General features: G+C 34.8%; 10 protein-coding genes and 1 riboswitch. Of the genes, 8 read left to right on the forward strand and 2 right to left on the reverse strand.

Annotated features, from left to right (window positions below; all coding sequences use genetic code 11):
* The first annotated feature begins 835 nt into the window (after positions 1-835).
* A riboswitch (cobalamin riboswitch) is annotated at positions 836-1,097 on the forward strand.
* Between the two features lie 31 nt (positions 1,098-1,128).
* Positions 1,129-2,982, forward strand: coding sequence for a TonB-dependent receptor (locus O9307_RS14340; RefSeq protein ID WP_298300604.1), 1,854 nt, complete (start codon positions 1,129-1,131; stop codon positions 2,980-2,982).
* Between the two features lie 4 nt (positions 2,983-2,986).
* Complete coding sequence (locus O9307_RS14345; RefSeq protein WP_298300607.1) at positions 2,987-4,042, forward strand: hypothetical protein; 1,056 nt, start codon at positions 2,987-2,989, stop codon at positions 4,040-4,042.
* An 825-nt stretch (positions 4,043-4,867) separates the two neighbouring features.
* Here the strand turns inward: O9307_RS14345 and O9307_RS14350 are convergent.
* Together O9307_RS14350 and O9307_RS14355 are read right to left on the reverse strand one after the other, a co-directional pair.
* Entirely contained in the window at positions 4,868-5,494 is a 627-nt protein-coding gene (locus O9307_RS14350) for an N-acetylmuramoyl-L-alanine amidase (protein WP_298300610.1), read from the reverse strand.
* Positions 5,495-5,793: 299 nt separating this feature from the next.
* Complete coding sequence (locus tag O9307_RS14355; protein ID WP_298300613.1) at positions 5,794-7,239, reverse strand: S41 family peptidase; 1,446 nt, start codon at positions 7,237-7,239, stop codon at positions 5,794-5,796.
* Between the two features lie 126 nt (positions 7,240-7,365).
* On the opposite strand from O9307_RS14355, the gene O9307_RS14360 reads away from it, so the two are divergent.
* The 6 genes from O9307_RS14360 (at position 7,366) to O9307_RS14385 (ending at position 13,204) form a co-directional block, all read left to right on the forward strand.
* Entirely contained in the window at positions 7,366-7,875 is a 510-nt protein-coding gene (locus tag O9307_RS14360) for an RNA polymerase sigma factor (protein ID WP_298300627.1), read from the forward strand.
* Positions 7,862-8,329, forward strand: a complete 468-nt coding sequence (locus O9307_RS14365; protein ID WP_298300615.1) for a hypothetical protein — start codon at positions 7,862-7,864, stop codon at positions 8,327-8,329. Before O9307_RS14360 ends, O9307_RS14365 begins: the two co-directional genes overlap by 14 nt.
* 59 nt (positions 8,330-8,388) lie before the next feature.
* A complete protein-coding gene (locus O9307_RS14370; RefSeq protein ID WP_298300630.1) occupies positions 8,389-8,916 on the forward strand; it encodes a DUF4252 domain-containing protein in 528 nt (175 codons plus the stop codon).
* 486 nt (positions 8,917-9,402) lie between these two features.
* Positions 9,403-9,939, forward strand: a complete 537-nt coding sequence (locus O9307_RS14375) for a DUF4252 domain-containing protein (RefSeq protein ID WP_298300618.1) — start codon at positions 9,403-9,405, stop codon at positions 9,937-9,939.
* 800 nt (positions 9,940-10,739) lie between these two features.
* Complete coding sequence (locus tag O9307_RS14380) at positions 10,740-11,780, forward strand: LacI family DNA-binding transcriptional regulator (protein ID WP_298300621.1); 1,041 nt, start codon at positions 10,740-10,742, stop codon at positions 11,778-11,780.
* Positions 11,781-12,442: 662 nt separating this feature from the next.
* Positions 12,443-13,204: a DUF2490 domain-containing protein gene (locus tag O9307_RS14385; protein WP_298300624.1), complete on the forward strand. Its 762-nt coding sequence runs from the start codon at positions 12,443-12,445 to the stop codon at positions 13,202-13,204.
* Positions 13,205-13,522: the final 318 nt, after the last annotated feature.

A 13,522-nucleotide genomic window follows, 5' to 3' on the forward strand; every position in this document is an offset into this window, starting at 1 on the left:
GTCGTCTTTGTCAATCATAACTATGTAAATATATAAAAGGTTAAAAAGTTAAAAAGTTATTTCCGAAAATTTTTGAGCTTTTTGAATTAGCTCAAATTTTCAGAATAACTTTTCAACTTACACAGTTAGTGAGACACTACCGGTACGGTACAACTTATAGTTGAGTATAGCTAGGCTTTTCAACCTTAAACAATTCAACGATTAACCGATTCAACAATTAAACCTTTAAACAACCTAAACCTTAAACAATTCATCGATTAACCGATTCAACAATTAAACCTTTAAACAACCTTAAACTTTAAACAACTTTAAACCTTTTAAACAACATTAAACCTTTTAAACAACATTAAACCTTTAAACAACCTTAAACTTTAAACAACCTTAAACTTTAAACAACCTTAAACTTTTTAAACAACCTTAAACCTTTAAACAACCTTAAACTTTAAACTTTAAACAACCTTAAACAACTTTTAAACCTTAAACAACTTTTAAACCTTAAACCTAAATGCTATAATTCAAGCATGCATGAGGTATCGAAGTGTGGTAAAAAACAATGCAACTAACAGGTTAGGATAAATTCAATTGGGTCTCACACCTAACAGGTTTTTGAAACCTGTCAGGTGTATAGAGCTAGACAACACTTCGAGGGTTATTAATAACTATAATAATTTGCGAATCAGCGGTTAAATTATATTCCAACCTTGCAGACTTTCACTCTGCCAAACCAAATCTATGATAGTGGTTTAGTTTATTCGAAGGGCACCAATGTGGTTGAACTATAATTTTTTACTTGTTTTTTGAATTTTAGTTTTAGTATTCCATTTTTTTAAGGCTATATTTGCATCCGAATTAAGGTTGCGTTTTACTTTTTTCGAAAACGCATTAAAAGGGAATTAGGTTCAAAACCTAAGCTGTACCCGCAACTGTATGCTATCAAGCTTGTTGTTATCTACAAAGCCACTGTTTTGAAAGTAGGAAATTAGAAATTAGAATTGGAAGTATATCTTCTAACCTATAACTTTTAACTTCTACCTTGGAATGGGAAGGTCAACAACAAGACGCAAGCCAGGAGACCTGCCTTTTTTCTTAACCAATAACGAACTTTCGGGAAAAAAGGTTCAGGAAATTATGACACATTTTAAATCTTTTCTTTGTTTTTGCTTGCTGGCAAGTCAACTGACTTTTGCGCAGAAGGATTCGATTACTCGCTTGAAAGAGGTCGTCATTGCTGATGCGAAGCTGCGCAAATTTTCTAGTTCTCAAACGATTTTGAGTTTGAATGATGCTGTTTTGTCTAAAAATAGTGCGTTGTTGACCAATTTACTCAATTATAATTCGGTTTTATACTTTAAAGAATACGGTCGTGGGATGCTTTCGACGGTGGCTTTTAGGGGGACCACTGCGTCCCAAACTGCGGTGATTTGGAACGGCATCAACATCAATTCTCAAATGAATGGGAGTACCGATTTTAATACAATTTCAGGAACGGATTATAATGCGATTGCTGTCAAAGGTGGTGGAGGAAGTGTGATTTATGGCAGTGGCGCTATTGGTGGTACGGTGCATTTGAACAATGACTTGCGATTTGAGCGTTCTTTTTCAAACCAATTGCGATTGGATTATGGAAGTTTCAATACGCAGGGGATGCATTTTAATAGCCATTTTTCGAACACAAAATGGTCGGCTCAAATTGGTTTTTCTAGAAATTATTCTGATAACGATTACGATTATCCTGGCCGTTTTGATTGGAAAGGCAAGCAGCGGTTCAATGAAAATGGGGAGTATGAAGTAATTGGATTCAATGCAGTCATTGGTTTTAAAATATCTGACAAGCAATTGCTTAAGGCTTATAGTCAGTCATCGAACACCGATAGGAATATTTCTTTGCTTTCGCCCTCGGAGTCTAGAACGAAATACAAGAATGATTTTAGTAGAAATTTGTTGGAATACAATGGTGTTTTCGACCAATGGACGATGAATACTAAGATGGCTTACCTCACGGAAGGATATCAGTATTATCCGAACAAGTCGCTACAACAATACAGTTTTGGGGATACCAAGACTTGGATTACCAAAGCGGATGTCAGTTTTCAGGCGACGCCCTCATTTTTGGTAAACACAATTCTAGAATACAATACAACCCGAGGTGAAGGCTCTGGTTTTGGATACCACGAAAGACAGATTGGTGCTGCATCAGTGTTGTTCAAATATGAGATGGATTCAAAATGGCAAAATGAATTGGGGATTCGTAAGGAGTTTACCAATACTTATAAATCGCCTGTTCTTTTTTCGGCTGGAAGTGCTTTGCGCATCGCACCTTGGTACCAATTGAAAGTCAATGTTTCGCATAATTTCCGAATTCCTACCTACAATGATTTGTATTGGGAAGAAGGTGGTAATCCTAATTTAAAACCCGAAAGTGCGTACCAAGGCGAACTGGCCAATGTTTTTACTTATAAAAATTTCAGCTTGACGCAAACGGCTTATTACAATAAAATTAAAGATTTGTTGCGTTGGATTCCCGGACATAATGGCATTTGGTCGCCTCAAAATACGAACCGCGTAGCCGCGTATGGTATAGAAACCTTATTGGACTGGAAACAACAATTTGGGAAAAGTATTTGGCAACTCAACGGGACGTATGCCTATACCATTTCCAAAAATGAGGAAACCCAAAAACAATTGTTTTTTGTGCCTTATCACAAAGCTACCGCTGCTTTGGCCTACAATTATAAAAAATGGAACGCCAATTATCAATTCCTGTTTAATGGTTTTGTTTTTACCCAATCCGATAACAATCCTAGCGCTATCATTCCTTCGTATTGGGTTGCTAATTTGGGCGTGGATTATGAATTTTTTAAACGTAATCCCATAAAAATAGGTGCTCAAGTGCTTAATCTTTGGAATGAAAAATATCAAAGTCTGGAAAATAGAATGATGCCCGGACGCAATTTTAATTTGTATCTAATCTTTAAATTTTAATATAATGAAGTTAACTAGAGTTTTATTGGTGGCCTTTGCTTTTGCCTTTTTGGCGTCTTGTACTAACGATGACAACGAAAATGTATCCAAAGGGAGTTATGACAAGGGCTTATTTATTCTGAATGAAGGCAATTCTTCTGGAAGTTCGGTGTCGTTTTTGGGAGATGATTTGACTATTTTTAAACAAGATGTGTATGGAGCAGAAAATCCAGGTGACTTAGCGGGTAAGTATTTACAAAACATCTTTTTTGATGGCGATAAAGCGTATATTATTGCTGGTGGCTCTAACGTGATTAATGTGGTGAACCGTTATTCTTTTAAGTTATTAGCTAAAATCGAAACAGGTTTAATCACGCCAAGATATGGAGTAGTGAGAAATGGCAAAGCTTATGTAACCAATGCTAATACGTATTCGTATGCAAATCCAGCCACTGGTAATACAGATGATTTCGTAGCCGTTATCGATTTGGCCACGAATAAAGTGGAATCTAAAATTAATTTGAATGCAACAGCCAATCGTATTATTTTAGAAGGTGATAAGTTGTACATCACAGAACCTTATAATAGCGACAAAGTTTTGGTTGTAAATACAGTAACTAAAGCTTTAGAAACACCAATAACCGTAGGGTCAAGCGCCAATACAATGGAAGTGAAAGACGGAGTTTTGTATGTGTTAGCGGCTCCTTACGGAAGTGCAAGCAAAATTGTGAAAGTGAAGTTGTCGGATAAATCGGTTACTGAAGTGGTGTTTCCAACGACTTTGACAGAGGCAGGGAATTTGGATATTTATGGTTCTAAAATCTATTTCACTAAAGATACTGGAGTGTATAGTATGGATATCACGGCAACACAACCTTCAGACAAACCTATATTTAACTACTCATCGACTTCTCAATATGGAGTAATGTATGGTTTTGCGGTAGAGAATGATAAAATTTACATTGCTGATGGAGGAGACTTCGCTTCAAATAGTAAGGCTTATGTGTATTCATTAACTGGCGCTTTGCAAAAAGAAGTAACAGTAGGAGTGGGACCTAACGGATTCTATTTTAATAACTAAAAGAAGTAGCTTAAAACTATAAAGGCGTTTTCATTTCGAAAACGCCTTTTTTTGTTTGGATAGTTGTTGTTTTTATTGGTTTCAAATAGAGTTTAAAACTATACACTTTCAGTGCATCTCGCTTTAGCTTCTGAAAATTTTTACACCGCAGCTTTTAAAAGATTAATAAACCCGTTGGGTGAAATTCAAAAAAAAATAAAAATCTCCCCAATGGTTACTAAAAATAATTTTTCTCTAGGTATAGTATTTCCAAGATGAAAGGAGATAAAAATAAGTACGGTATATCTTATAGCTGAGTATAGCTAACCTTTTTCAACCTTTAAACAACCTTAAACCTTAAACCTAAATGCTATGATTCAAGCTTGCAATAAGGTATCGAAGGGTGGTAAAAAACAATTTAACCCAACGGTTAGGGTAAACTCAATTGCGTCTCACACCTGACAGGTTTTTGAAACCTGTCAGGTGTATTAGGACTAGATAACACTTCGAGGTTTTCGATAGGTATCGTTTTCACAAAATAAAAAAAACAACATTAGTGTTTCTTATTCTAGAATAAACCCGTTGGATAAAATTCAAAAAAAATAAAAATCTCCCCAATGGTTACTAAAAATAATTTTTCTCTAGGTATAGTATTTCCAAGATTAAAGGAGACAAAAATAAGTATGGTTTATCTTATAGCTGAGTATAGCCAGGCTTTTCCAACCTTTAAACAACTTTAAACAACCTTAAACAACTTTTAAACCTTAAACCTAAATGCTATAATTCAAGCTTGCAATAAGGTATCGAAGGGTGGTAAAAAACAATTTCACCTCAATCCATAGTGGTTTAGTTTAGAGTTGAAACAACATCTAAAATGGTGTTGGCAATTTTTGTTTGTTCTGTTTCATTGGTCAAGGTGCGTTTGTCGTTTTCGTTACTCAAATACCCTAATTCAATCAAAACACCGGGAACTGTTGCTTTTTTTAGTATCATAAAAGGGGCGTTTTTTATGATAGTATTGCCTTTTAAAGCAGTTTGCTGTGTCAATCTTGCGTTAAGTTGTGTCGCTATTTCTTTAGATCGTTCAACCGTGGTGGGATTTTGTTCGTTGATGAAAAATTCCAAACCTGATTTTTTAGCGGTAGCATTGGCGTTAACATGCAACGAAATGAATAAATCAGGTTGTATGTTGTTGATAAGGGCTGCACGAGAATGCAAGGCTACGAATTCATCGGCAGTTCTAGTAAAATGTAAAACAATAGCTTGATTGGTATTCAACGCTTTGATTTTACTAGCAATTTGGGAAACGATTTCTTTCTCGAGGACAGCGTTATTTTTTGCGCCAAAATCATGTCCTCCATGTCCTGCGTCAATCACCACGTGTATGGTTTTGGAAGGTTTCAATGCAGGCGAAATAAATGCTAAGGAAGCACAGGCTAAGAATAGGATACCAATTTTAGAATACAATTTCATACGATAATGTTTTAAAAGTTAACCCGTTGGGTGAAATAAAAAAAAACTCACCACATAGAGCCATAGATTAATGGCAAATGGACATAGAAACAAACAGAAATAGCACTATTTTTCACAATGGATGAGCTATGTGAATAGTAAAACGTCTATTGGTTGCTATTAAAAAACTACAAATACTATGATTCTATGTGGTAAAAAACAATTTCACCCAACGGGTAAAAGTTACTATTGAAGTTTCAAAAAGCATTGCTTTTCAAAGCTATAGGGATAACGTTATTTTTCTGATTTTAGTATAATTCCTATAAAGATTGTAACAATCCCTCAGGTATCGTTTCTAAATACATGTCGTTTCTAAAGCCTCTAATGGATTTGCTATCTTTGAAATAGTCAAAGGTTTTGCCTTTTGTTGCAGGGATTCCTTTGGCAGTACCTGTAATCTTACCGATAGCTAGCTTTAACAAAGGTTCATTAACATCACCCAAAACACCAAAAGTGCTGATGGTTTCTTTGAGTTCAAAAGTTGGCGTCAAACCACTTTGATAATCACCAAAGCCGTCAGCGTTAACAATTTTGAGTACTAAAGGTTGCATGGCATATTTGTGAGAAGGGTTCACGTTCTCTTTTTGGAAAGTTGGAGAATCATACAAAGTAATGGATCCTACGTTTTTACCTGTAGTAACATCTCCAATTTGAACAACATTGATAAAAGGTTTTAAGCCATTAATGACTAACTCACTCGCAGATGCGGTACTTTTTGTAGTAATAATATAGACTTTGGTCAAATTCAAACTGTTGATGGGCGTGCTTTCAATTTTATCAGTGAAAAAGTTCTTAAGCGCATCTGGATTATTGGTGCTAAAGTAGGCTTCCACCTTTTTATTCCATTGTTGTTTAGCAAATACTTTTCCTTTGAACTGACCCGTAATCATACTCGCCAATCGGGTAGCGGTTTGTACAGAACCTCCACCGTTGTAACGCAAGTCCAAAACTAAATCGGTAATACCTTGAGACTTCAAACTGCCAAAAGCGTCGTTGAGTTGGGTGTCATAATTAGCAAAAAAGCCGTTGTACATCAAATACCCTATTTTTTTTCCTCCGGTTTCGATTACTTTAGTAATGAAAATCGGGTTTTCATTCAAAGTAGTTTTGGTTAAAGCGACTGATTTTCCATTGCTCACAATGGTAGTTCCGTTATAATCAGCCAAATTCAAAGTGTAGCTTTCAGCATTTAATAATAAGGTTTGGTAGTTGCTGGCGGTCAATTGAGTGCCATTTACTCCTGTAAAATAATCTCCTCGTTTAATAGCTTTGGTCGAAGCATCTGAACCAGGAATAATGTAGCGAACATAACCAAAAATTTCGGTGGTACTACCCGGTTTGTAGCTTAATCCAAAATCAACGCCGTCGTTTTTAGTAGTCCCTTGAAAGGATTGTTCTAGCGCAACATAATCATTCACAATCCAGCTAAAACGATCGATGGATTTGTCTACGCGCAAGGCTTCGAATAGACTCTCAGGAGTGTAGCCATTTAGGAAGGCATTTAATTCTGTTTGATTTTTAAATTTGTCATCGGCCAAATTAGGCACATCGCTTTGCCATAAATAATATTGATTCATTCCTTTCCAGACAAAGTTCTGAATTTCTAAGGATTTTGGTGCTGCAATATCATCTTCATCCTTTTGGCAGCTTTGTAAAAGGAAAAGGCTTGTAAATAAAAGGAAGGCAATTTTAGAAGTCGTTTTCATAAAGTGAAGGTTATGTGGAATTAGTTTTCGTAAAAATACTAACTTTAAAATTATTTTTTTATTGTTTGTAACAAAAATAATTGTCGTTCGTCTTGCTTATAAGAACCGCTAGAAACTACCATGAGAATGAACCAAAATGAGTTTGTACAATTGATTACTCCTTTCAAAGACAAGGTCTTTCGATTGGCCAAACGATTACTCGTGAGCACCGAGGAGGCAGAAGATGCTACACAAGAGGTTTTGGTAAAGTTGTGGAATAAAAATGAAAGTTTATCCGGTTATGCTAGCGTTGAAGCCTTGGCCATGACCATGACTAAGAATCATTGCTTGGATCAGTTGAAAGCGAAACGTGCGGGTAATTTGAGAATAGTACATAACAATTACACGGACAGAGAACCAAGCTTACAACAAAAAGTAGAAGACAATGATAGCTTGAATTGGGCGGCTAAAATAATCGATCAATTGCCAGAACAACAGCGCATAATTATTCAATTGCGAGAAGTAGAGCAATATGAGTTTGAAGAAATTGCCAAAGTAGTAGAAATGAATGAAACCGCCATTCGCGTGGCACTCTCTAGAGCAAGAAAAACCATTAGAGAGCATATGTTAAAAACACACCGTTATGGAACTGTATAAAATAGAAGAGCTTTTAGAAAAATACTTTCAAGGAGAAACCAGTATTGCCGAGGAAAAAGAGTTGACGAATTATTTTTCTTCATCGAATGTTGCGCAGCATTTAGAGCAATACCAGCCATTATTTGGCTATTTCTCTTTAGCAAAAGAGCGAATGAACCCTAAAGAAGTAACAGAATGGCCTACCCAAAAGGAGACGACTTCAAAACCCGTCTGGTGGTCATTAGCGGCTTCGGTAGTGATTTTGCTCGGAATAGGAATGTATGTTTATTCGACCAATGAGACAAAGACTAGTGTAGCTTCCAACGAATTGGGGACTTGTGATTCGCCTGAAGAAGCGTTTAAAGAGACCCAAAAAGCACTAGCCCTGTTATCAGGTCACGTAAACACCGGCATTGAAAGTGTGCAGGTCATTCAGGAATATGATAAATCAAAAGGAAAAGTTTTTAATCAATAAATCAAAAAATCATGAAATCAACAGGTATAATCAGTAACGAAACTCGTTTTACGTCAATAATGAAAAAAGTAGTTTTAGCTTTGGTATTTTTACTAATGGCTAGCCCCATTTTTGCACAAGGTGCTTTCGATAAATTCGATGGGCAAGACGATGTGAAGTCTGTAATTGTCAACAAGAAAATGTTCGACATGATGAGCAAAGTCAAAGTAGATGCTTCCGATAAAGAGATGCAACAGTACTTTAATTTGATCAAAAAATTAGACAATTTAAAGGTGTTTACAACCAAAAGTGCTCGCGTAGAAGCCGAAATGAAAGCTACAGCTGAGCGTTATGTAAAAACGGCCAACTTAGAAGAGCTTATGCGTGTCAACGACAGCGGCAGAAGCATTAAAATTTTAGTTAAATCAGGAGCCAAAGACACGCAAATCAAAGAACTGTTGATGTTTATCGATGGCGGAAGAGGAGAAGACAGTGTCTTGATGTCTTTGACGGGCGATTTTGATTTGAATGAAATCTCAGTATTGACCGATAAAATGCGTTTTCCTGGTGGAGACGATTTGAAAAAAGCTACCAAAGGGAAGAAGTAGTAACTGGTACTTAGTAGAAAGGGAATAGTAAATATTAGGTTTCCAATTCCTGCAAGGTTTTCAAAACCTTGTAGGTATTTTTCTTGAATTCATATACCTATGGTCAGAAACAAGTCCTTGCAAGAGAATAGCATTTTTTACTTCCTGCAAGGTTTTCAAAACCTTGTAGGTATCTCTTTAGAAGCTAAAAGAACGAAAAGGAAATGGAATAAACCAGTGTTAGAATATTCAAAAATGGGATTCCAATTCCTGCAAGGTTTTCAAAATCTTGTAGGTATTTTTCTTGAATTCATATACCTATGGTCAGAAACAAGTCCTTGCAAGAGAATAGCATTTTTTACTTCCTGCAAGGTTTTCAGAACCTTGTAGGTATGTCTTTAGAAGCTAAAAGAACGAAAACAAAAAACGGAACGAAAAGGATATAGAATAAACTAGGGTTAGAATATTCAAAAATGGAAGATAAATAATAAATAAAAAAATAAAAAAATGAAAGTAGTAGTTGGTTGGGCTCTTTTTCTTAGCCTTTGGTTAGTAAGTTGTAACTCTGAACCGAGTTTACAAAAGTATTTTGTGGAAAATACAGAAAATAAAAATTTCATAGCACTTGATGTTTCTTCTTCGATTTTGAATTTGGATCAAGCTAAACTCTCTTTAGAGCAGCAACAAGCCTTACAATCATTTGAAAAAATGAATATTTTGGCCTTTAAGCGGAACCCAAATAATACGGCTGAATTCGAAACAGAACGCGCCAAATTAAACGAAATCTTGAAAAACCCAAAATACCAACAACTGATGAAGTTTGGTTCTGGAAAAGAAGGAGCTTCGGTAAGCTTTGTAGGAACCGATGAGCATATCGAAGAGTTTGTTTTGTTTGCCAACCAAAAAGAAACAGGTTTTGCGGTAGTTCGGGTGTTAGGTAAAGACATGAATCCTACCCATATCATGAACATGATGTCTGTGTTGCAGCAATCAAAAATTGATTTGGATCAGTTGAAACCCTTACAAGAGTTAATGAAAAAATAAGGAAATGAACCCGTTGGGCGAAATGCAAAAAAAAAAATAAAAACCTCACCACACTTCGATGCCTCAGTGCAGGCTAGAGCCATAGATGAATTGCAAATGGACATAGAAACAAACAGAAATAGCACTATTTTTCACAATAGATGAGCTATGTGAATAGTAAAACGTCTATTAGTTTCTCTTAAAGAACTACAAATACTATATGGTTACTAAAAATAATTTTCTCATAGGTATAATATTTTCAAGATGAAAGGAAACAAAAATAAGTACGGTATATCTTATAGCTAGGCTTTTTCAACCTTAAACAATTTTAAACAACCTTAAACAATTTTAAACAACCTTAAACTTTAAACAACTTTTAAACCTTAAACCTAAATGCTATGATTCAAGCCTGCATTGAGGTATCGAAGTGTGATAAAAAATAATTGCACCCAACGGGTGAAAATGAGTAAAGATGTATTCAAGAACGGTTAGCGATTAGCTAGCCGTTTTTTTTAGAAAAAGCAAGCTATGGTAGAAATCAATAGCTTAGGAGTTTCGACAAGAAACATAAAAAGGGTAAAGTGATTTAGGTGGTGTAGATGTCCCATGCGGGATTCTGGGTTAGAAGAAAGGTATATCGATGACGCTAAGTAATAAGCGATCAAATTCAGCTTAAAATGAAATTGAGGGGCTAGTAAAATAGTACTAAAGAAATAAGATTATGGTTTTGGATAGGTAAAAACAATGATTTTCTTCCTTAAATTGATTTTAGTTTGTATTTTACCAAAGTAAAATAAGCCAAAGTTTTAAAAATTGTTCTTATGGATAAAAAGCTCACAATTAAAGATATTGCTAAATTAGCTGGCGTTTCTAAAGGAACCGTTGACAGGGTATTACATAAAAGAGGAAAGGTGTCTACCGCTGCTTTTGAAAAAGTCAATGAAGTTTTAAAAGTAATAGACTATGAACCAAATCATATTGCGAGAAATTTAAAGAATAATAAGATGTATCGTATTAGCATACTTCTTCCAGATCCAAACATCGACCCGTATTGGCAAGCCTGTATTTGGGGAATAGAAGAGGCTATCAAAGAATTTAAGGCCTATAATTTAAATATTGAAATTTTTTATTTTAACCCCGAAAAAAAGAAGTCCTTTTTGAAAACTGCTGAAACGATATTAGAAGTAAACCCTGATACCGTTTTGTTAGCTCCTTTATTTCAAAAAGAAACAGTTGAAGTCATTCAAAAATACGATGCTAATAATATCGTAGTTAATACTTTTAATAGCCAAGTCGAATCCAGTTTAGTAAAAAGTTTTGTAGGTCAGGATTTATTTAGAAGTGGGCGTGTAGCTGCAAAATTGCTAGATACGGTGGTAGCCAAAGGTGAAATAGCAATCATTCATATTGATGAAAACTTTAAAAATGCAAGCCACATGCAGGAAAAAGAAAGAGGATTTAGAAAGTATTTCGAAGAAAAGAAAATTTCAAGGGGTACAATCACTACCTTAAAGTTAAAAAATCCAAATGTCGAACTTAATTTCAAGACGTTCCTTTCTGAGAATCCCAATTTATCAGGAATCTTTGTTACTACCTCTAAAGCATACCAAATTGCTAAAATGATTAGCGAAACGAAAGGAAAAAAAATTAATGTTGTGGGTTATGATTTGATTGATGAAAATGTAGCCTTTCTAGAGCAAGGAATAATTGATTATGTGATTCATCAAAATCCCAAAAGGCAAGCTTATTTGGGGGTAACGTCATTGGTAGAATATTTTCTTTTTCAAAAAGAATTTTCGGAAAGAATTCTTTTACCTATTGATATTGTTAATGCAGAAAACGCAGATTATTATAGGGTATAAATCCTTTATTGGTCTCAAATAGAGTTTAATACTATGTACTCCCCGATAGCGGATTTGCAATCCGTGCCCACAACGTTTTTTTTAGTTCTGCTAAAAATTATCCGGGCTTAGAAAATGATTTATGAGGTCGTAATGTTGGATTTATTTTAGATTGTTGATGCACTTTGTGGGCACGGAATGCAATTCCGCTATCGTACGTAGAAACATACCCAATGGTTATACATATGGTTACTAAAAATAATTTTTCTCATAGGTATAGTATTTTCAAGATGAAAGGAGACAAAAATAAGTACGCTATATCTTATAGATAGGCTTTTCCAACCTTTAAACAACTTTAAACTTTAAACAACCTTAAACTTTAAACAACCTTAAACTTTAAACAACTTTAAACTTTAAACCTTAAACAACTTTAAACCTTAAACAACTTTAAACAACTTTAAACCTAAGCAATCAATCCCCATAACGCCAGCTAAAGCTAATACCAATTGAAAGTGCTTATCAAAACGATGTTAAAATGGTTTCTATTTGCTAACAAAAGCTTAAAATACAAGATGAGCAACGAGTTTTGCGCCAGAAATGCTTAATTTTATCGAGAGGATAAATAAAAGCGACTGTCTTTTATTTAGGTAAAATAATTCATTTTTATAGTTAAAGGTTACATTATGTTTCGAATCATAGTTTTTTTTCTGGTACTAAGTTGCGGGTATACAAATTACGCTCAAACCAACACAAGCAAAGAAGTCAATCATCAAGCCCAAACATGGATAAGTCTTAATACTGTGGTTAAATTTAATGAGTGTTGGGGGACAATGAATGATGTTCATATTAGGCGTACTGATTTTGCCAACAAAGAAAACTTTTATTTTGTGAGAACAGGGATTACCTATAGCCCTTATCCAAAGCTCACACTAGCAGCAGGCTATGCCCATTTATGGCTTGCTCCATCTAAACCAGAATGGTCAAATTTTGCGGATGAGAACAGAATTTTTCAACAAGCAATTTATGCTTCTAAAATCGGCAAGATTAGTATGTTGCAACGCATTCGTAATGAACAGCGTTGGCAAGATAAAATGGTAAATGATAGCGCTGAAGATATTCGATTTACTAATCGTATTAGGTATTTGCTAAGTTTTACAATTCCAATTTTTAAGAATGAAAAATTACCTTCTCTTGTAATTGCTGATGAACTTTTGATGCATTTTGGCAAAGAAGTAGTCTACAATTCAATGGATCAAAACCGAATATTTATAGGAATTCGTCAAAACATTAATCCGAAATGGAGTTATGATTTTGGATACATGAATGTAATACAGCAAAAATACAGCGGCTATCAATACGATTCCAATCACACGCTTCGTCTTTTCTTTTATTTTAGTGGCAACGCCAAAGACATTTTGCATCAGGCTGCTTCTGGAGAGGAATAGTTTATCATCAACCCAAGCGATTTAAGATATAGGAATTACCGACATTATTCCAAATAAACGTAACTGTTAAAATAGATACCTTATGTATACCATATGTATAATGTATTTATAGGTTTTATGCTAGGTATATATAATCTGCCTTCTCTATTCTGTAGTCTATACTATATATAAGGTATGGATAGAGTATAGATAGAGTATAGATAGAGTATAGATAGAGTATAGATAGAGTATGAAAAGCGTATTTAGCCATTACGATTAGGTTATTTTGGATTTTGGGTATTATTTTGTTTTTGTAAAGTTTGTGTTAACTAATGACTA

The sequence above is a fragment of the Flavobacterium sp. genome, from assembly GCF_027531905.1.
Taxonomy (GTDB): Bacteria; Bacteroidota; Bacteroidia; order Flavobacteriales; family Flavobacteriaceae; genus Flavobacterium.